The sequence below is a fragment of the Streptomyces actuosus genome, from assembly GCF_016921115.1.
Taxonomy (GTDB): Bacteria; Actinomycetota; Actinomycetes; order Streptomycetales; family Streptomycetaceae; genus Streptomyces; species Streptomyces actuosus_A.
Map to the genome: position 1 here is coordinate 1 of NZ_JAFFZS010000061.1, position 20,024 is coordinate 20,024.

The window sequence follows — 20,024 nt, forward strand, 5'->3', positions numbered from 1 at the left end:
GCGTCCCGCTTGAACTCGGCCGTGTACCGCTTACCCATGTTGCTCTTGCTACTCACTACCTGTGACTGCTTCCTCCGGGACCATCCGTCCCAGTATCAAGCTGTCCGGCCGACAGGGGGAACCTCAGTCTCAGTTGGAAGACCACCGTGGTCCCGAAATCCGTCTCAGTTCCCTGAGTGGAGCTCACGGGCACGCTCAGCAATAGGCGCTCACCGTCGGGGGAGGGCACGACGGCCCGAACGTGAGCGGCTGCGGGTATACGGGTTTGGGTTATGAGCCCGCCGGGGCCCCACCGCTCCACGATGCCCTGCCTCACGCTGACTGTCTCGTCGCTATCGGAGAGGAACATCGTGGCTCGGGCGACGTCGGGGGGGGGATGCTGGTCTCACGCTGCCCACCCTTGGCATCCCACACCTCCGCACTCCCGTCTTTGCCAATCAGCAGCAGACGCCGGCCGTCGCTGCTGAACCGCACAGCGTCCCGATCGGCGAGCGGAGCGCGGAAGCTGGGCATGACGACGGTGACCCGCCGTCGGTCGCGGAGATCCCAGACCTCCACGCCGCGCAGGTCCGGGGTGGCCACGGCGATCCGCTCGGACGCGGAGTCGGCTGCCAGAGTGGTTGCGTACCGACTTCGTTCGACTTCCGAGTTGTCCCGGAACAGCAGCGTCTCACCCACCTTGCGGCCGGTTGTGATGTCCCACTGCGAGACGGCGCCTGCCACGAGGGCGACCAGGCGGCCGTGCCGGGTGAATCCCAGGTTACGGAGCTCCGTGTCCTGGGGCGCCGACCCGAGGGGCCGATCGACGTGTATCCGCCGCAGTACCTCAAGGGAGGGCAGCTTGTAGAGCGTGACCAACTCCGCAGAGCTTTCGTTCACGGCCAGCGTCTTTTCCTCGGCGTCGAACGCAAGCCGCGCGGACGTCTGGTACCCGCCCCGACCGATCGCTGCGAGCCGCCGTCCGGTCGTCGGGTCCCAAACCGCGACCTCCCCGCCAGCGCCTACCGTGACCAGATAGCGGCCAGAAGGGGAGAAGTGCACGGCCTCCTCGTCGCCGATGGTAAACATGTTGGCGGTTGGGAGCGAGCCGGGCGCGGGGGCCGTGGCGACCAGTACTTCCGTCCCGCGGGCGAAGGCTATGCGGCGGTTCGCGCCGGCCAGGGCGTAGCGGGTGTAGCGGCCCTTGGTACCGTCCTCCGCCAGTACGAGTAGCGGTTGTCCGGTGGCGGCGTCGTGCACGATCACAGCTCCGTTGTCGCGGGTCAGCACAACATGGTCAGAGATGCCGACCAACTCGCCGATCGTCATGTCTTCGGTGCTGCAAGGCAGGCTCTGGAAGAGACGGGGGTCGGGCTTGCCTGCGGAGACATCGGTCAGCCGCCACTTGTCATCGGCGCATATCGTGGCTACCGGACGAGGACCCGGGGCGAACTCGGGCTCGTTGAAGCCGGGAACGGTAATTAGGCGGCCGGAGCGCGCATCCCAGACGCCCTGGGACAGGGCCCCCGGCCCTGAGGCTACGACGTGCTTGCCGTCCGCGGCGAAGACGAAGTCAGTGGGTGAGCCCTCAAGCAGCGGTTTTAGGGTGACGGGTGCGGCGGTGGGTCGGTCGAGGTTCCATACCTGGGCCCTGTCGTCCTTTGGAGGATGGGCTAATAGGCGGCGTCCCGTGCGGTCGAAGCGCAGCTCGTCCACCGCGTCCACCGCCTGAGCGGTGCTGTTGGTGCTCATCGCGGCTCGTAGGGTTAGCGGGGTCCCCTCTTCACGCAGGTCCCAGATCTTGATGCGGTTGCCGTCGCCCCCCAGGGCGAGCCGGGTGCCGTCGGGACTGACCGCTACGGCCGAGACGGCGTCCATGCGGACAATCAGGGAGGGGCCGTCGGCCCCGATACGCCATACCGACAGTCGGCCCCCAACGTTTCGTACCGCGATGACCTGGCCGGAGTCGTCCAGCGCTGTCTCCGCGACTTCCCCACCCGCGGGCAGGATGGCGTCGTACGGGGCATCGGCCAGATAGCGGGTGAACAGGTTGTTGTGTGCTTGTTGGGTGGGCGCGGTGCGCCAGGCGGCCACGGACAGTAATGCGGCCTTTTCCCGATGGGAGTCCGCCTGGACCTGGGCCTGTTGCACGAGGCTGGCCGACAATTTAGCGGCTTTGCTGCCACGTACCGAGTGCACTCCTATGCCGGCCAGGGTCCCCACTACCGCAGTAACTGCCGCCGCGACGATGGCTTTGCGGGACCGCTGGCGCCGACGCCGCATCTGGCTCGCCTGAAGGTATGCGCGTTCACTTTCGGGGATGTCGTCCGACCGGTCGCGCAGTTGCTCCCGTGCCTGCTTGAGTTCGGAGCCGCGCATCAGCAGAGCGTGGTCGCGGCCGCTTTGCTCCCAGCGCGCGATGCGCTCGCGCACATGTTCCTGCCAGCTACGAAAGTCGCGGTCGGCGTCGACCCAGGAGCGCAGTGCAGGCCAGTGTTCGAGTAGCGCTTCGTGGGCGAGAGCGACCGTCTCCATGCCGTCAGACGCGCGATCGAGGTGCACCAGACGCTGTACGGCGAGTAGTTGTGCGGCCTTCCAACAGTCGGGGTGCAGCTCGGTGCGGCGTGCGGTGCGCCCGGTGTCGACCGGGTTGTTGAGGCCTCCGTCGCCGGGGCGAACAAGCTGCACGAACAGTCGTCGCACCTCGTCATGCGCGTCGCCCAGCCGCTCCTTGACGACACGCTCGGCATGCGACGCCAAGGCGCCCGCCACTCGGCCGATCTCCTCGTAGGCGGCGTGCCCGAGGATGCCCTGACGCTGTTGCTCCCATAGCAGGGTGAGGGTGAACTCGAGTAGGGACAGCGCGCCGGGGCTGCGGCCCGCGTCCGAGAGTAGCCGCTCGGCGAGCGAGTCCTCGAAACGTATGGCCCCGCGGAATGAAGCGATCGGGGACAGCACCACCTGACGGAGCTGGTCCTCGGCCAGGCGGTCGACGAGCACCGGGGACGCCTCGCACACCCGCTCCAGAACGGGGAAGCGCTTCATGGCCTTCAGGAAGTCCAGTCGCAGGGCGAAGACCAGCCGCACTAATGGTCCGCCGTCCGCAGTACGCCATCCAGTCATGGCCACCAATTGGTCGACCAACTTTTCGGCCGCATCGGGCGAGCAGCGGAACAGCATCTCGAACTGATCTACGATCAGGGCGAGCTGGGTCCTTCCCTGGCGGGTGAGTAACACCCTGACAACCGGAGGAGTCCCTCCCTCCCGCAGCCGCCCGACGAGCCGTTCGACCTGATCGAGACGGTCGAGCGGCTTGATAACGTCGTCCGGCGCGTTGAGTAATGGCAGCAGGGCGGAAGCGAGCATGAGCTCCGCTCCCAAGGCGGGCTCTGGGACCAGCGAGGCGATGCTGTAGTCCCCACGCTTGCGTAGCTGCGGTACGAGACCGGCGTGGATCAGCGATGACTTGCCAACTCCGGACACCCCGATGACCGGGACGATCGACGACGTGGTGACCGCCTCGGTCAACGCCTTTATCTGCTCGGCTCGCCCGAAGTAGTGGGTGGCGTCCTGCTCCCGGAACGACTCCAACCCACGGAACGGCGATGGCGGTGCAGCGAGGCGACGCAGTTCAGGGTGTACCTCCAGCAGGACGTCGGCGGTAATGGCGTAGGCCGCCCGTTGAAGGAACCTCCCGTCGGTGGCGACAACCATGCCAACCACACCCTTGAAGTGCTCATCCCACAGGAGCGTGCCACTGAAGCCCTGTCGGATTTCGCAGGCACTAGTGCTCTCGAACTGCAGCCAGCCCCGTCCGCGGTCATCCACGATCGTGCCGAGCGACCAGACGCCCTCGTCGTCGCCGGCCGGGAAGCCGAATGAACCTCCCCTCGTAGCGTGGAGACCGTGACCGGAGGGATAGTTGGGGTCATGGCATCCAGGAAACGCATCTACAACGCGGAGTTCCGCGAGGGGGCGGTACGGATCGTGACGGAGACCGGGAAGTCGATCCCGGAGGTGGCCGAGGAGCTCGGTGTGCATCCGGGGACGCTGCACAGCTGGGTGTCGCGGGCCAAGCGCAACGGCTCGCCGTCGTCGGACACGCCCGTCCAGGCGTCGGCGGGGGCAGGCTCGGGTGGCCGGTTGCGGGAGGGTGAGCGGGCCGAGTTGGAGCGGCTGCGGGCCGAGGCCCGGGAGAAGGACAAGCGCATCCGTGAGCTGGAGATGGAGCGTGATGTGTGCAAGCGATTCGTGGCCTTGTGGGTGAAGTAGCTGAGGCGGACCCGGCCGTGGCGGTCAGGGTGATCAGCAGCTGCAAGGCCGAACAGAAGATTCCGCACCGCATCGGCTGCCGGGCACTGGGCGTGTCCGAGTCCTGGTTCTACAAGTGGCGCGATCGTGAACCGACCGCGCGGGAGGTGCGCCGGCAGCACCTGGCGGAGGAGATCGAGGAGATCTTCCAGCGGTCCGGGGGCACCTACGGCTCGCCGAAGGTGTTCATCGAGCTGGTCCGGCGCGGCTGGCGGGTGTCGGTGAACACGGTCGCCAAGGTCATGGCCGAGCTCGGGCTGGCCGGACGGAAGATCCGGCGGCGCCGGTCGCTGACCAGGCCGGGCAAGCGGCCGGCCGCCGCGGACTTCGTGCGCCGGGACTTCACCGCCGAGGAGCCCGACCTCGTCTGGTGCGGCGATCTCACAGAGATCGAAACCGGCGAGGGCAAGCTGTACTTGGCGACGGTCATCGACCTGTTCTCCCGCCGCCTGCTCGGCTACGCGATGGCCGAGCGTCACGACGCCGACCTGGTCGTCGCGTCCCTGAACATGGCCGCGGCCACCCGCGGCGGTGACGTCCGCGGCGTGATCATGCACACCGACAGGGGCAGCGAGTACACCTCGCGGCGCTTCAAGCGGGCCTGTCGCCGACTCGGCATCGTGCAGTCCATGGGCCGAGTTGGATCTTGTTTCGACAACGCCGTGAGCGAGGCGTTCAACAGTGTCCTCAAGGTCGAGTACGTCCACCGGCACACCTTCCGCACCCGCGCCGAGGCCCGGATCAGGATCGCCACCTGGATCACCGACTTCTACAACGCCAGGCGGCTGCACAGCGTGTGCGGGTTCAAGAGCCCGATCGACTACGAACGTGACTACCGAGCCACCCTCGCCGAGGGACTGGCCGCATAGATCGTCTCCACGCTGCGAGGGGATTGACAGAATGCCCGGAAGGGGTGGCCGCGCACTGTCTCAACGTCCAGCAGTCGCACAGGCTCAGCCCCAAGCGGCGGATCCTCATCAAGCGCGAGGACGGCAATGTCACCAGAGCCGTCTTCCGCGACAGGTATGTGTGTGATGAGCCGCGCGCTCTGTCGGCGGGCTGCTCGTCCGGCAAGGGGAAAGTCCAGATCGACGGTAAGCCCCACAGCGAGGGGACTCCCCTCCTGTTCTCCGGCGACGGCCGAAACCACATGCGCGCACGAAAGCACGATCCTGGGGCCTGCAAGAAAGCCAGCACCCTTCGGCGTGGCCCACGCGCCGCGCGACCACAGGCGGGCAATCCCGGGGTTGGGCACAGGTCCGGGCACCGCTGAGTCCCCGCGCCCTTATCCCGCCACGGCGCCGTCGCGCGCGGCGACGGCCTGGGTGATCGGCACAGCCTCCGGTTGCTGCCTGTCCCACTCCATGGTGAGGGTGAGTGATCCCTCTCCGGCGGTCTTGGCGAGGAAGACGCCCGCCTCCGCCGACAGCTTCAACCCAAGCTCAAGAGTGATCTTGTCTGGTTGCCGCGGCAGGTCGGCCACCTTAGCGAGCACAGCATGCGCGGCCTCGCGCACGCTTTCCAGACCGCGCTCCAGCGTCTCGGATGCTTCAGCCACCATCCCACCGGGCCTGGCAACCCTGACCACCGCCTGCGGCCCGTTGTCGACTTCTACCAGCACTGAACCGCCGCTTTCCAGCGGCACCCTAAGCAATTCAGGCATCGAGCCCCCCGCCACCTACTGCGATGTGATGCGCGCCACCCTAGTTCCTGCAAGAGGTGCTCGTGCCCAGATCGGCAATTCCCCAGGCGGTCATGACGACGACTTCCGTCTCGCAGCGGGCTCCACACCGCCGGGGGCACCTCACCGAAGTTCGGCCCCCGCGCACCAACCACCTACCGGCGCGGTCCGAACAAGCGACGTCGCCGCGAGGGCTGCTCGGGGAAGGCGACCTCGAAGTGGAAACCGTCGTCGCCGACCGCGCGCCGCAGTGTCCGCAACACCTGCTCGGGATCGTCGTAGGGGCCGTTGACGAAGAAGGGCTTGCCGTCCCGGCCAAAGCCGATCGGGCTGGGCCCCGCAGGCTCGCCAAGCAGCACAACGGCTTCCGCGAACTCCTCAGCGACCTCCCCCTCGGGTTCGAACCCGAAGCCGCGCGCGTAGGCAGCGGCCCCGAACACCAGAGCCCGGGCGAGAGGGGCCGGAACCTGCACATGCCCCTCATAGGCGCTGAAGTAGACCCCCCGGTGCCCGGCCAGCCGGCTCTCACTCATCGGCTCCGGGGCGAGCGCGTTCTTCACCCCCAGACACCACACGTCCAGCAGGAACCCCGCGACCTGCGACTTCGTGGAGCGCGTGCCGTCCGCGGCGACGAGTACCGCGACCAGGCCGCGCACCTCCTCCGCATCGGAAGCCCCCGGATCAAGGCCCGTCCACTGCGGCGCACCCTCAAGATCCACACTGCGGCTCCAGCCGGCATTCACCAGCAACGCGGCTCGCCGCGACCCGGCTCCGAGACCTGCACGCCGTTGTTGAGCACCCCAACGACATCCCTGACGCCCACCCCCAGCGTCCTGGCGATCGCCTTCGCCGACCGACCCTGCTGGTCCAGTTGCTGTACCTGCGCTACAAGCCGCTCATCCACAGCCTCACCCTACGGCCGCCACCAAGATCACAGGACCCAAACGCCAGCAGCTACAACCGCCAGAGCGACCCTGCGAAAACGGCGAAACTCGAGAGGTCATCTCTTGTGCGAAAAACTTCGTGGCCTTGCGTAGGATGTCACGCTCAGTGGCCAGCTTCTGGTTCTCCTTGCGCACCGTCGCCAGCTCCCGGCGCAGGACCTCGTTCTCGGCCTGAAGCTCTTCGGCCGTCGGCGGGGAGTCCACCGTGTTCTTCTCCGTACTCGTGCTCGTTGTGCTGCCCCCGCCGCGGCGGGCCCGTTCGGCCCGCACCCAGTTACGCAGCGTCTCGCGGCTGATCCCCAGATCCTTGCCGATGCCCTCGAAGGTGTGGCTCGGGTCCGACAGGTACAGCGCGACCGCGTCCGCCTTGAACTCGGGCGAATAGACCTTCATCACCATAAAAGATGCCTCCTACCCGACCCCTACCGGGGGCGGTATCAGAGGTGTCCACCACCCGGGGACAGGTCCCGACCTCGATGCCGATGACGCTGGCCAACAAGCATCGCTCGTCGGCGTCGAATGTGGCCCGCAAGTATGTGGCCACCATCGAGACACCACACGGGCTACGCAAGTGCTTCGAGGCTCGTGTCGAACGTGTCGGCAAGAAGCCACTGGTCGGACGGTTCGGCGGGATCCCGCTGCGACGGAACAAGAAGACGGTCATCAACGACCGTCGGCTGGCCCCGGTCAACACCAAACGCAAGGAGCTGGTCACCCGGCTCCTCGCCGGACGGTGTGAGTCATGCGGACGGGTGGAAGTCCACCACGTCGCCCAACTCGCGGATCTCGGACGACCGGGCAACCGGCCGCCGTGGGCAGATCTCATGGCCGCACGACACCGCAAAACCCTCGTCGTCTGCGGAACTTGTCACGCGGACATCCACGGCCGAAAGCCCGTCGCTGCACTCACGGAGTAGTCACTTGAGAGCGACGTGCAGTGACAAGTCGCATGCGTCGTTCGGGCTGGGGGCCGTGGGAAAAGGACCTGCTCAGCAGGCACCTCGCCTACGGCCCACCAGTACCCTGTGGCAGGGGCTGTCGAAGCGGGTCTCGGACATCGCCGCGGCCCACCGCGGCTGCCTGGCCGCCGCAGTACCTGAACCCGAACCGGCCCCAACGCCGTCGGACGAACCGTGCGAGGCGGCCGAAACCCCCGCCCGCCGTCACGCGAAGCGACTGTTCGAGACCGTCCAGGGCTACACCGGCACGGCCCGCAGTCTCAGTGCGATAGCCCACGAACTCGGCTTGAACCGCCGCACCGTGGCCAAGTACGCACGCGCTGGCTGCTGGCAGGAGTGCGTACGACGCACTCCACCCCGCCGATCCACGAGCCTCGACCCGTACCTGGAGTATCTGAGGCAGCGGTGGGAGGAAGGCGAGCACACCGCGACCGTGCTGCACCAGGAGATTACCGCGAAGGGCTACCGCGGCCACTACCAGCGGGTCAAGATGGCCATCGCGCCGCTCCGCCGCGGTCTGCCGATCGACACACCGCGCGAGCGGCCACCCTCGCCCCGCCAGGTCGCCCGGTGGATCACCACCACACCGCCCCGACGCGGCCTGCACGCCACCCAGGCACTCCGTCGGCTGCTTGAACACTGCCCGGAGCTCGACCAAACCCACACTCTGGTGAGGCAGTTCGCGGCCATGCTCGATGCCCGCGACGCCGCCCCGCTGCCGGACTGGCTCGACCAACTCGCGGCCTCTGGACTGACTGCCCTGGCGAGCCTGGCCAACGCCGTCCGCGAAGACTAGCCAGCAGTCGTACAGGGGATCACCACCCCGTTCAACTCCGGCGTCAACGAAGGCCGGATCACGGACCTGAAGCTCCAGAAACGGATCACGGCCGGCCGCGCCGGCGTTCCGCTCCTGCGCCACCGCGTCGTCCTCATGGCCCACCTCCGACGCCGCTACCCGTGACGGAGCGTCACCGGCGCACGGTGGCACAGCCCCGTTTCACGAAAATCTTACCAGGGCCACGTTCACGTGTACGCCGACACCGGCGGTGCCGGTGGTGGACGGGGCCGTCGGCGAGCATGACCGCGAACTCAACCGCGATCCTGCCCGGGGCGTGCCCGGTGCCACGCGGTCGCAGCTGACGCAGTGCGTCCGTGAAGGCGCTGGTCAGGCCAGTGACATCGGAGAGCTCGGCCAGCAAGCGGGATCCGGCGTGGCTGACCGCCCCGTGACCATCGGCCGACACGACGAGCTTGGGACGCGACCGGGTAGGGTGCACGCAGAAAGTGCCTTCCTGCTGGAACGACGGAGACCTTAGACAAGCCTCATCATCCCAGCCCAGAAGGCACTTTCGCTTTTCCGATCAAGACTCGGACACCGCCGCAAGTGAAACACGCGGGCTAGGCGCTCCTAAACGGTCAGCTGGCGTCGCCGATCAGTTTCCAGGGCTCGTGGTCGGCGTCGGCTCCGGTGCCCGGGGGGCTGCCCTTCGTCTCCCACTTGGCCTTCCAGACCTTGCCGTTGTACTTGACCGTGGTCTGCTCGATCGGCTGGCTGGCCGGGGAGTAGATCTTGGTCGCGTCCCAGTTCGCGGCATTACAACCACCGGCCGGCGGGGTCGCCATACCGAGTCCCTTGAGGTTGTCGGTCGCCGGTGCGTACGCCGTACCGCCGATCGACAGACTCGTGTTCACCGGACCGGTGATCGGGAGGAAGTAGATGATCGGCAGGTCGAGCGACTTCCCGGCCGGGATGATCTGGCAGTAGTCCAGCGTCGTGCTGACCCGGTGGAACGTCGTACCGGGCGTCAGCTTCCACTGGCCACCTTGGGCACCGGTCTGCCAGTTGGCGTCCTTGACCAGCGGTGACGTCGAGACCGGAATGTCGAACGACAGCTTCGTGTCCTTGCCACCGCCGAGCGTGCGCCCGGTGTTGTTGGTGATCCGGACGGTCGGCTGCAACGGCCACAGGTTCGCCGTGGCGGTCGGGTAGTTGACCATCTCGACGCTCAGGTTGGTGATCATCGTCGGCGCGACACCACTGCTGCCGGTGCGCAGATTGTTGTCATAGGCGCCGATATTGCCGAGCTTCTCGTTCAGCCGGGTGGTCAGCGTGTACCCCATCCCGCACGGGGTGTCCGGCTGGACGTCCGCCGGGCAGGAGTAGTCGCCGCCGAGCTCCCACATCATCACGCCGCCCGCACCGGTCGAGTTGACCAGATCGGTGACCGCGTCGATGCCCTGCTCGTCCTCGGTCGACAGGAACACCTTCTTCTCGGCGTTCCACAGCCACGACGTCTTCGTGGTGTCGTCCCAGTGCCGGGTGTACTGGCCCGTGCGCCGGTCGGTGATGTCGGTCTCCGGCGCCAGCCCGACGCTGCGTGCGTAGACCGGCGTGATGTTCTTCTCCAGGTTCTTCGTGTGCCACAGCGGGTTCGTCCCGGAGCCGAGCTCGCTACCGTTGTTGGTCTCGTCGTGCCAGATGTTGTCGATGCCGATCGCACCGTCACCACACGGCCGTTTGAGGCCCGTACCCGGCTCGCAGCCGCCCGGCTTCTGCGACGTGCCCCACAGACCGTTCGTACCGCCGGTGACATTCTGCCAGCCGCGCGTGTAGTAGGGCACACCGATGTTGACGCGCCCAGCCTGCATCGCGCCCCGCATGTACGTCATCGCCCAATGGGTGTTGAAGTACCCGATCTTCCCGTACTCCGGAGTGGCGTACTGATCGGCCAGTTCCGGGTCCTTGCCGTCGTCGAACAGCGCCGCGTTCGGACCCACGACGTCGTTCCAGGTGCCGTGGTAGTCGTAGGCCATCAGGTTGGTGAAGTCCTGGTAGTCCAGCGCGGTCTGGTTCGCCATCCCGCGGGCCAGGTAGCCGGAGGCCGTCGACGCCGAGGTGAGCAGGTAATACTTGTTGTCCGCGACCGAAGCCCGGTTCAGCGAGTCCCGCAGCGTCTTCATCAGCGCGTCGTACGTCGTAGGCAGACCCTTGCGACGCGGGTTCGACACCGCCCAGTCGGTCGGATTGCCGGTGTCCTCGAGGACCGTGGGGTACTCGAAGTCGATGTCGACACCGTCGAATCCGTAGGTCCGCAGGAAGTCCACGACCGAGCGCGAGAACGTGTCGATCCCGCCCTGGTTGACCGAGCCGTCGGCGTTGGTGGTCATTGCGTAGAAGCCACCGGAACCGGCCCAGCCACCGACCGAGATCAGCGTCTTCACCCGCGGGTGCAGGCGTTTGTACTTCGTCAGCTGGTTGAAGTGTCCCTTGTAGGGCAGCGAGGGATCCATCTCGGCGCCGACCTCGCCGGGCCACTCCTTCTGGGTGGCGTTCGAGTCGACCTTGATCTGGTTGTTCTCCACCGACGCGAACGCGTAGTTGAGGTGGGTCACCTTCGACCACGGGATGTTCTTCACCAGGTAGTGCGGCGTGCCGTCGGCGCCCGTGCGGCCACCGTTGAAGTAGCCCACGACCCGGCGGCCCCGGCCCTGGCCGAGCCATTCGCGGCCGTCACTCTGATAGACCTTGCAGTACGGCGTCGCCACGCCCGGCGTGGTCGCCAGACCGTCCGGTCGGCAGTCGCCGGACGCAGCCGGACGCGGACCGCCGTCGTCGCCACCGGGGTGCGACTCCATCGGGTCACCGACACCACCGTTGACACCGAGATCACCGGCACCGCCGTCGCTGCGGCTGCCATCGCCGTAGCTCGGCACCAGCCAGCCCTCGATGTCACCGGCATCGCTCGCCATGGCCGCCGTGACGGCGGTCTTCGCCGTCGTTGCCGTCGTACCGGAGCGGGTCAGGGCGAAGTCCTCGATCCCGTCGCCGTTCAGGTCGGCGAAGGTCCCGAAGGTGCCCTGGAACGGATCGTCGGCACGGACCACGCCCAGCGACTTCCAGCCAGCGGTGACGCTCCACGGAGCGCCGGTGTTCTGCCAGGCCCGCACCTCACCGGTGGTGTACTCGACCCGGACCGTGTCGGCCTTGCCGTCACCGGTGATGTCGGCGAAGGCGACCTGCGCGCCGCGCGCCTCACCCGGAGTGGCGAAACTCTCGACCTTGTCCCAGCCGCCCGGAGTCGGCATTCCCTTGCCCTTGTTCTGCCAGGCGGTCGGGAGGCCCATCCGGTCCAGCGTGATCAGGTCGTCGCGGCCGTCACCGTCGAGGTCGGTGAAGTACAGCTCCGGCTCGTAGCCGAGGTTGTTCGCGACGATCGTCGCGCTGTCCCAGCTGACCTTGTCGCCACTGCTGGTGTTCCGCGACATCCGCATCGCGGGGATGCCAGTCGGCGAGTCGGCTGTCGGCAGGATCCGGATGTAGTCGTCCTTGCCGTCATCGTCCAGGTCGGCGAAGTAGACCAGCGCCGGGTTGTTCCCGCGGTCGGCCGGGCTGATGTCGCCCAGTGAGACCGGGGCCTTGCGCGGGTCGTCGTTGCGCCAGCCGGTGACCTTGCCGTCCGTAGCGACCACCGCGTAGTCGGCCTTGCCATCGCCGTTCAGGTCGGGGAACGCGATCTTCGAGCCGGTCGCGGCGGCGTCCCGGATCTTGCCGATCGGCTCCCAAACGTACGAGCGGCCGCTGATCATGCGCTGCAGGACCGCGATCCGAGCTCCTTCGGCGAAGGCGTCCGCGATCTTCTGGTAGCCGGCGTCGGTCGGGTAGATCTCGTTGGTGATGTCCTGCGGGGTGACCGAGCCCAGATCGACCAGCACCAGCCGTGCGCCGCCCTCGATCTTGGCGTAGGCCATCGTGCGGAGCGCGCTGTTGTAGGCGTCGATTCGTGCCTGGTACGTCGGGTTCGTCGACGGCGGCAGGGTCCCGAGCAGGACCGTGGTCGTCGGCGAGGCCCGGTAGATCTCGTCCAGGAAGCTCTGCATCTTCCCAGCCGTCGCCGTACCGTCGGCACCCCCGGCCAGATCGGCCGTGCCCGCGACCAGGGTCATCATGTTCGGTCGCAGCGTCTGCAGTGAGGGGATCGCCTCGGCCTTAATGTCGTCTATGCCCTTGCCGTCGAACCCCATGTGGTCGGGGTCGCCGCGCTTGCCGTTCTTCAGTTCACCGACGAAATCCGTGCGTTTGAAGAGGAGACCGGCCACCGTGCCACCGACCACCGCGATGGTGGTCAGGCCCTTCAGGATGCTGTGCAGGGGGTCCCGGAAGCCATCCTCGTGGGTGCTGTGCACACCGGCCGTGATCCCGTCACCGGTCGGCATCACTCGGAGCTCGTCGATCGACGGGCTGGCGCCGGCCGCGTTGAGCTGGCCGGACTGGACCGGCCGGTGGTCGGAATTGCCCTCGGACCGGACCGTGACCGTCAGGTCGTGGTCGAAGTGCGTGGTGACGAAGTAGTCCAGCTGACCACCGCTCTGGTGGGTCGCCGTACCCGGACTGTGGATCCGCATGGTCGGTGGGAAACTCGTCCGTTCGGCGAGGACATGCGGCTCGACGTTGAAGTCGCCACCGATCGTCGCGTGGTAGGTGACGCCACGCTGCCTCCCGAGGCTCTCGAGCTGGTCGTCAATGGCGTCCAGCATCGTCCCGGAGTCACCGCCACCGCCGGACAGGCCGTGCATGGTGAAGTACCACTCGTTGCCGAACCGCGCGCCGAGCGCGTTCCGGCCGGCGTCGACCGGGTTGCCGACGACGATCAGCTCGTCGGGCGCCTCGGTCAGGACGAGCGCGTTGTTGACCCGGCCGCCGATCCGGCGCGGGTTGGTCGCGTCGTCGGCGGACTGCAGGAAGTAGACCTCACGGGTCGGGATGGCACTGCGGTAACCGCTGTCGACGGTCCAGGTCCGGTGCAGCACGGTGAACTGATGCGTGTTGCCCTGACTGTCGGTCGTGGTGAAGGTCTGGTCAGGCTGTGCGACGCTGTTCTGAGGCGGCTGCGGGCCGACCTCCTGAAGCATCAGGATCGGAAACTGCAACGCCAGCCGCTGGACCGTGTTGGTCCACTTGCTGCCGTCCTGTGCCGAGTTCCCGGCCCCCTGCATGTTCCAGGTGACCAAGGGCGTGGTGGCCGCAGGGAAATCGGTGGCGGCGGCCGGAACGACAAGCGACGCTGCCAGCCCGGCCACCACCGCCACTGTGGATATTAAGCGGCGGAACAAGAGTTCCCCCCATTTCTCATGTCTAATAGATCGGGAACAACCGAATCGTTGGAAACCAGTTGGATTCAATCGTTCATGAGGCCCCGTCAGCTTACTGACGGGGCCTTTGTGGTGAGCGGTGGTGATGATCTCAGAGTCGGGGCAGGTTGAGCGCCCGGCTTACATGCTGTTAACCTCGAAGTTTCGTGACGGCCCGCCGACCCAGGGGGCTGTCGATTAATAACTCCTTGATCTTGGTGCGGGTCTTGAGCTCGCGAGATCGTGCCCGGCGATTGCGGCAAGTTGTTGTGCCGTGGTCACGGTGAGGGCGCCGGTGGAGGCGGTGTGACCGAGTGCGGTGAGTACCGGGGCTGCGTCCCAGAGGGTCGCGCCGATCCGGCTCTTGCTCAGGCCGGTCGCCTCGGCGAGCACGGCGTTCGTCATGGACCAGCGTTTCTTGAGGAGGAAGACGACGAGTTGGTCGGCGGCGGAGAGTCGCCTGCCGCCGGCACCGGGGCCACCGTCGGGACGCTTTCCGGGAAGGAGGATCGGTGGATGTTCGGCACGCCAGGCGCGGTAGCGGGCGGCGAGGTCATCGAAGGCGGCAGGCTCCAGGCCGGTGAGGCTGGGATGCCGCAGCCGGGCGGGGCGTTTGTCGCCGGCTGGGAAGCGGCCGAACTCGGCGGGCCGTGCCGGAAGCGGCGGCGCGAGGGGCTCGGGCCGCATGGTGTAGTTCCAGGTGCCGTGCCAGTCGTGCGGGCTGAGCGGGAGGCGGTCCATGACATCGTCGGAGACAGTGACGCCAGTGGGGTAGGCGCCGGGATCGAGTTCGGCGTGGACGGCGAGTCCGGTGCGGGTGCGGGTCGCACCGATGGTGGCGCATCTACACCGCGGAGTTCCGTGAGGGGGCGGTACGGATCGTGACGGAGACCGGGAAGCCGATTCCGGAAGTGGCCGAGGATCTCGGCGTGCATCCGGGGACGCTGCACAGCTGGGTGTCGCGGGCCAAGCGCAACGGCTCGCCGTCGTCGGACACGCCTGTGAAGGCATCGGCAGTGGCCAGCTTGGGTGACCGGCTGGAGACGGAGCTGGGCAAGGCCCGCACCGTTATCGAGGTGCAAGGAAAACTCTCCGCACTGCTGGACCAGCTCGCCACGGGCAGCGCGGACACGACGCCGGGCGAGAGCAAGTGACTGCCCAGACACGCACAGACGCCTCGGTCCGGGACCCGCTGGCGGGCACGGTCTTCGAGGACGCCCGGGCTCAGACCCTGGAGGACCTGACGGGCGTGGTCGGCCGGGCCAGGGCATGTGCCGCACTCGGCGTGAGCCGGGCCACCTACTACCGCCACCACCGCACGTCCTGGCAGCCTGTCTGAACCTCCCCTCGTAGCGTGGAGACCGTGACCGGAGGGATAGTTGGGGTCATGGCATCCAGGAAACGCATCTACAACGCGGAGTTCCGCGAGGGGGCGGTACGGATCGTGACGGAGACCGGGAAGTCGATCCCGGAGGTGGCCGAGGAGCTCGGTGTGCATCCGGGGACGCTGCACAGCTGGGTGTCGCGGGCCAAGCGCAACGGCTCGCCGTCGTCGGACACGCCCGTCCAGGCGTCGGCGGGGGCAGGCTCGGGTGGCCGGTTGCGGGAGGGTGAGCGGGCCGAGTTGGAGCGGCTGCGGGCCGAGGCCCGGGAGAAGGACAAGCGCATCCGTGAGCTGGAGATGGAGCGTGATGTGTGCAAGCGATTCGTGGCCTTGTGGGTGAAGTAGCTGAGGCGGACCCGGCCGTGGCGGTCAGGGTGATCAGCAGCTGCAAGGCCGAACAGAAGATTCCGCACCGCATCGGCTGCCGGGCACTGGGCGTGTCCGAGTCCTGGTTCTACAAGTGGCGCGATCGTGAACCGACCGCGCGGGAGGTGCGCCGGCAGCACCTGGCGGAGGAGATCGAGGAGATCTTCCAGCGGTCCGGGGGCACCTACGGCTCGCCGAAGGTGTTCATCGAGCTGGTCCGGCGCGGCTGGCGGGTGTCGGTGAACACGGTCGCCAAGGTCATGGCCGAGCTCGGGCTGGCCGGACGGAAGATCCGGCGGCGCCGGTCGCTGACCAGGCCGGGCAAGCGGCCGGCCGCCGCGGACTTCGTGCGCCGGGACTTCACCGCCGAGGAGCCCGACCTCGTCTGGTGCGGCGATCTCACAGAGATCGAAACCGGCGAGGGCAAGCTGTACTTGGCGACGGTCATCGACCTGTTCTCCCGCCGCCTGCTCGGCTACGCGATGGCCGAGCGTCACGACGCCGACCTGGTCGTCGCGTCCCTGAACATGGCCGCGGCCACCCGCGGCGGTGACGTCCGCGGCGTGATCATGCACACCGACAGGGGCAGCGAGTACACCTCGCGGCGCTTCAAGCGGGCCTGTCGCCGACTCGGCATCGTGCAGTCCATGGGCCGAGTTGGATCTTGTTTCGACAACGCCGTGAGCGAGGCGTTCAACAGTGTCCTCAAGGTCGAGTACGTCCACCGGCACACCTTCCGCACCCGCGCCGAGGCCCGGATCAGGATCGCCACCTGGATCACCGACTTCTACAACGCCAGGCGGCTGCACAGCGTGTGCGGGTTCAAGAGCCCGATCGACTACGAACGTGACTACCGAGCCACCCTCGCCGAGGGACTGGCCGCATAGATCGTCTCCACGCTGCGAGGGGATTGACATGGTGTGGTGCTGGGACAATCTGAACGTGCACCTGGACCGGCGGATGACCTCCTTCGCCGAGGAGCACTCCGCGTGGCTCCGCCTCGTCCAGATGCCCGCGTATGCACCGGAATTGAACCCGGCGGAGGGTGTGTGGTCGCTGCTGAAGCGCGCCATGGCCAACTTCGTCGCCGCCGACCTGCGTGGTCTCGTCCGTATCGTCAAGCGCAAGCTGAAGAAGATGCAGTTCCGGCCCGACCTGCTCGACGGCTGCCTCACCGAGACCGGCCTTGTGATCGAACTCCCGATCTCTACAAGTTCAACCTGAGTACCGGTAGTTCGTTAGACCCGGTGGTAGAGAGGGTTGACGCTTGGTCAGGGCGGTCGTAAGGCGGAGAGAGGGGATGCTTCGCCGAGTGGGGGCGTGATGACTGAGCGACGGACGTGTCCGCCGGCGCCGGGGCCGTTGGAGGCGTATGCGGCCCGTTTCGATGATCTGTTCCTTAACCTTGCCCAGCGGCGCGGGTTTCGCGAGTACCTGACCGGGCTGCTCGCGCCGCGCGACCGGAACAAGACGCTGACCTGCTTGGCCGGGGCCGAACCAGTTCTCGGTGCGGGTCTGCCGAGCGTGCAGCGGCTGCAGTACTTCCTCTCCGAGGCGCGCTGGGACGGCGAGCAGGTCAACGCCCGGCGGCTGGAACTGCTGCCGGCCGATCCGGCCTGCGCACCGCACGAGGCCGGGGTGATCGTGATCGACGACTCCGGGGACCGCAAGGACGGCACGGCCACCGCGCACGTGGGCCGGCAGTGGCTGGGACGGCTGGGCAAGACCGACAACGGCGTGGTCACGGTGACCACGGTGTGGACCGACGGCCGGATCTACTACCCGCTGCACGCGCAGCCCTACACCCCCGCCCACCACTTCGCACGGGGCCGGGCCGACCCTGATTTCCGCACCAAACCGCAGATCGCCGCGGCTCTTGCGGCACACGGCAAGGAGGCAGGCTTCACCTGCCGGGCGGTGGTGGCCGACTGCGCCTACAGCGTCAGCGACGACTGGTATCTCGCGCTGCGCGAGGCCCACCTGCCCTACGTGGTCCACCTCAAGCCGCATCGCGGCACCTGGGCCCGTGCCGACCAGCCGCACACCCCCATCGACGCCGCCCACAGCCTGGCCTGGCAGGACGCCGAACACCCCGGCGACTGGACACCGGCTGAGCGCCACTTCCGCGACGGCCACACCGAGACCTGGTGGGCCGCCGACGCAACCCTCGGCGGCTGGCACCCCCACGGCCCATGCCGCCTGGTCGTCGCCACCACCGACCCGGCCACCCTGCCGGAGAAGGCCACCTGGTACCTGGCCACCAACCTGCCCCACCCCGACGCCCCACACGCCGCAACATCCCTGCATCCCCCCGCCGACCTCGCCGAGATCGTCCGGCTGTACGGGCTGCGGCCGTGGATCGAGCAGAGCTACAAACAGATCAAGGACGAACTGGGCTGGGCCGACTTCCAAGTCCGCTCCGACCGCGCCATCCGCCACCACCAGACCCTGGTGAACTGCGCGTTCTCCTTCTGCTGGGACCAATGGTTCGCCCCACCCGGCCCCCTGGACACCACTGCGCCGGACCCCTGCCCCGACGACCGGCCAGAGAGGGGGACCAGCCGAACCCCACCCGCCCCAACTGCCCTGCTGGACCGTGGCGTTACGCGCGGTCCGCTCCTGGCTCACCCCGGCTACCACCCTGCAACGCTGGTGGCGGGCCTGGACTGACAAGGACCCGCCCGCCGAGCTCCAAGCCCTGATCGACGCGGTCACCACGGGCAGACCTCTTGATCTCTACCACCGGGTTTAACGAACTACCGGTACTGGCGGGAGGGGGTTATTCCAACCGTGCGCTATTCCTGCTCGGCGACCGATCGGGCCGCAGCCCGCTCCCAGGAGATCAAGGCCCTTCCAGGCCCAGCCACTCCTCGTACCTCACGCGGTAGGAATGCCCGCCCCACCGAACGGTTTCCACGCCGCTAGTCCCGTCTTCATGCCCGGGAGTCAGAGACGCACCATCCAAGGTATGGTCCCATCCGCTTGCAGTGAGGTTCAGGGGCACCGGCTGGTACGGCCTGCCAGCTCTGCGGTCGTCGATACTGAGATGAACCCATGGTGTGCGCCGCACGCCCAGCAACTCGTCTCGTTGCGCTGAGTCGCCGATGGCAACATTGAACGAGGACATGTGGCAGACGGTGAGGTTTCTGCCATCGGCCAAGTCCATCCCAAGGCATCCAGTTCCTTTATCTTGCCACCCTACGGTTCCAGGTGCCGGAGAATATACGTTCGGCGAAACAGTCGTACCCCCAGTCGGTTCAAGATCGACGGCGAATAGCTGGTTCTGACAGTGATCGGGACCTCTCCCAATCACGCAGCCGCCTTCCGTATTGTGATACCCCTGGACGACATGATACGGGGCTTGGGCTTCACCAGATTCGTGATGGAATGGATCGGTCAGCGCTGTGGCAGGAATTCCCCTGAACAGCTTGACCCTTATCGATCCTGCATTATCCGCCAAGCAGCGATCATCGTCATTGATTCGCAGATACACTGAGCCAGCCTGCGACGCATGAAGAGTCTTACCCTGAGCCACCGGTATGGCAGTGGCATCGTCCGTTCCTTCCCGTGCGTACAGGGTCCCGTAGGGGATGTGGTCGTTCAGTTTGCATCCTTGGTAGATCTGGCTGTCTGCTGACGGTGCGTAACCACTGGGCCCAACCCTTGGGAAAGATCGATGGTCTACTGTCCAGCCACCACTCAGGTAGGAGACCGTGTAGGTATCACCTTCCTCGACCTTGAACCTTGTGTCTTGCCACCCATAAGTAGCGGAAACCCGGGAGACCAGGATCGGCCGCTGGCTCGGCGCCGCGCCTGCCGAATCAACAGGTGCCAAGAAAGCAGCGGCCATGGCTACCGCAAGCCAAGATGCCAGCTTTCGAAGATGGAAAGTCACTGGACCCACCTTCTTCGCGAAAAGCTCAATTGGGTACGTGCATCCATGCTGGTCGTGAGCTCTTCCCGGTCGACGACGAACTGCCCTTGATCGTCGAGATGCGGACCGCGGCGCTCGTCGTCATCCACCTCTGGCTTCGGGTGGGGCGCCCCAGCGCGGCCACTCATCTCCCCCAGCTGTGGTCGCGCTGTCCTGGCGCTGAAGAGGACGGAGCAAGCCTTGCCGGTCGCTGACGACTAGTAGATTGTCGCGGCTTATTTTTGCTGTGATGTTGGGTAGAGGTGGCGCAGTTTCACGCGTGCGTCGTCGGTGGTGAAGTGCCAGTCGACTTGGCGTTGGTCGCTGTTGGTCTGCTGCTGCCAGGCGGCAAGTTCGG

Annotated in this window: 14 protein-coding genes and 3 pseudogenes; 10 read left to right on the plus strand and 7 right to left on the minus strand. The window is 67.0% G+C overall.

Translation table 11 applies throughout. The features are described 5' to 3' along the window. Window positions 1-312: 312 nt before the first annotated feature. Entirely contained in the window at window positions 313-3,693 is a 3,381-nt protein-coding gene (locus JS756_RS34605) for a WD40 repeat domain-containing protein (protein ID WP_205387243.1), read from the minus strand. 216 nt (window positions 3,694-3,909) lie between these two features. Between JS756_RS34605 and JS756_RS34610 the strand changes: the two genes are divergently transcribed. Both JS756_RS34610 and JS756_RS34615 read left to right on the plus strand, forming a co-directional pair. After that, window positions 3,910-4,251, plus strand: coding sequence for a transposase (locus JS756_RS34610; RefSeq protein WP_205387244.1), 342 nt, complete (start codon window positions 3,910-3,912; stop codon window positions 4,249-4,251). After that, entirely contained in the window at window positions 4,239-5,159 is a 921-nt protein-coding gene (locus JS756_RS34615) for an IS3 family transposase (protein WP_205387245.1), read from the plus strand. The genes JS756_RS34610 and JS756_RS34615 overlap by 13 nt, the downstream gene beginning before the upstream one ends. A gap of 416 nt (window positions 5,160-5,575) precedes the next feature. On the opposite strand, the gene JS756_RS34625 is transcribed toward JS756_RS34615, so the two are convergent. From JS756_RS34625 to JS756_RS34635, 3 genes are all read right to left on the minus strand, one after another. Next, a complete protein-coding gene (locus JS756_RS34625; RefSeq protein ID WP_205387247.1) occupies window positions 5,576-5,953 on the minus strand; it encodes a CU044_2847 family protein in 378 nt (125 codons plus the stop codon). 173 nt (window positions 5,954-6,126) lie between these two features. Then, entirely contained in the window at window positions 6,127-6,690 is a 564-nt protein-coding gene (locus JS756_RS34630; protein ID WP_205387248.1) for a hypothetical protein, read from the minus strand. Window positions 6,691-6,879: 189 nt separating this feature from the next. Beyond that, the gene (locus tag JS756_RS34635; RefSeq protein WP_205387249.1) at window positions 6,880-7,314 is read right to left on the minus strand and encodes a transposase; all 435 of its coding nucleotides are present in this window, start codon (window positions 7,312-7,314) and stop codon (window positions 6,880-6,882) included. A 77-nt stretch (window positions 7,315-7,391) separates the two neighbouring features. Here JS756_RS34635 and JS756_RS34640 point away from each other — a divergent pair, with 77 nt between their 5' ends. Further along, window positions 7,392-7,832: an HNH endonuclease gene (locus JS756_RS34640; protein ID WP_240204818.1), complete on the plus strand. Its 441-nt coding sequence runs from the start codon at window positions 7,392-7,394 to the stop codon at window positions 7,830-7,832. A 328-nt stretch (window positions 7,833-8,160) separates the two neighbouring features. Beyond that, window positions 8,161-8,670, plus strand: coding sequence for a hypothetical protein (locus JS756_RS34645; protein ID WP_205387250.1), 510 nt, complete (start codon window positions 8,161-8,163; stop codon window positions 8,668-8,670). A gap of 268 nt (window positions 8,671-8,938) precedes the next feature. Here the strand turns inward: JS756_RS34645 and JS756_RS37415 are convergent. The 3 genes and pseudogenes from JS756_RS37415 to JS756_RS34655 form a co-directional block, all read right to left on the minus strand. Beyond that, a pseudogene (locus tag JS756_RS37415) lies at window positions 8,939-9,214 on the minus strand (hypothetical protein); the annotation flags it as partial. 76 nt (window positions 9,215-9,290) lie between these two features. After that, window positions 9,291-13,952 carry a glycosyl hydrolase family 18 protein gene (locus tag JS756_RS34650; protein ID WP_205387251.1) on the minus strand — a complete coding sequence of 1,554 codons (4,662 nt, stop codon included), beginning with the start codon at window positions 13,950-13,952 and terminating at the stop codon, window positions 9,291-9,293. 249 nt (window positions 13,953-14,201) lie between these two features. Then, window positions 14,202-14,843, minus strand: a pseudogene (locus tag JS756_RS34655) (ISAzo13-like element transposase-related protein); the annotation flags it as partial. Between the two features lie 41 nt (window positions 14,844-14,884). Between JS756_RS34655 and JS756_RS37420 the strand changes: the two are divergent. The 6 genes and pseudogenes from JS756_RS37420 to JS756_RS34685 form a co-directional block, all read left to right on the plus strand. Next, window positions 14,885-15,157 (plus strand): transposase, encoded by a 273-nt coding sequence (locus JS756_RS37420; protein ID WP_307791418.1) that lies wholly within the window; start codon window positions 14,885-14,887, stop codon window positions 15,155-15,157. Next, entirely contained in the window at window positions 15,154-15,342 is a 189-nt protein-coding gene (locus JS756_RS34665; protein ID WP_205387254.1) for a hypothetical protein, read from the plus strand. The genes JS756_RS37420 and JS756_RS34665 overlap by 4 nt, the downstream gene beginning before the upstream one ends. 48 nt (window positions 15,343-15,390) lie before the next feature. Further along, window positions 15,391-15,732, plus strand: a complete 342-nt coding sequence (locus tag JS756_RS34670) for a transposase (protein WP_205387244.1) — start codon at window positions 15,391-15,393, stop codon at window positions 15,730-15,732. After that, entirely contained in the window at window positions 15,720-16,640 is a 921-nt protein-coding gene (locus JS756_RS34675; protein ID WP_205387245.1) for an IS3 family transposase, read from the plus strand. The genes JS756_RS34670 and JS756_RS34675 overlap by 13 nt, the downstream gene beginning before the upstream one ends. Before the next feature lie 28 nt (window positions 16,641-16,668). Continuing rightward, window positions 16,669-16,977, plus strand: coding sequence for a transposase (locus JS756_RS34680; protein ID WP_240204819.1), 309 nt, complete (start codon window positions 16,669-16,671; stop codon window positions 16,975-16,977). A gap of 99 nt (window positions 16,978-17,076) precedes the next feature. Further along, window positions 17,077-18,420, plus strand: a pseudogene (locus JS756_RS34685) (IS701 family transposase); the annotation flags it as partial. Window positions 18,421-20,024: the final 1,604 nt, after the last annotated feature.

What these genes read in the sequence shown, in the direction of transcription:
- JS756_RS34605 (WP_205387243.1), bottom strand. Translation starts at nt 3,693, where the DNA reads ATGGTTGTCGCCACCGACGGGAGGTTCCTTCAACGGGCGGCCTACGCC.
- JS756_RS34610 (WP_205387244.1), top strand. Translation starts at nt 3,910, where the DNA reads ATGGCATCCAGGAAACGCATCTACAACGCGGAGTTCCGCGAGGGGGCG.
- JS756_RS34625 (WP_205387247.1), bottom strand. Translation starts at nt 5,953, where the DNA reads ATGCCTGAATTGCTTAGGGTGCCGCTGGAAAGCGGCGGTTCAGTGCTG.
- JS756_RS34635 (WP_205387249.1), bottom strand. Translation starts at nt 7,314, where the DNA reads ATGGTGATGAAGGTCTATTCGCCCGAGTTCAAGGCGGACGCGGTCGCG.
- JS756_RS34640 (WP_240204818.1), top strand. Translation starts at nt 7,392, where the DNA reads ATGCCGATGACGCTGGCCAACAAGCATCGCTCGTCGGCGTCGAATGTG.
- JS756_RS34670 (WP_205387244.1), top strand. Translation starts at nt 15,391, where the DNA reads ATGGCATCCAGGAAACGCATCTACAACGCGGAGTTCCGCGAGGGGGCG.
- JS756_RS34680 (WP_240204819.1), top strand. Translation starts at nt 16,669, where the DNA reads ATGGTGTGGTGCTGGGACAATCTGAACGTGCACCTGGACCGGCGGATG.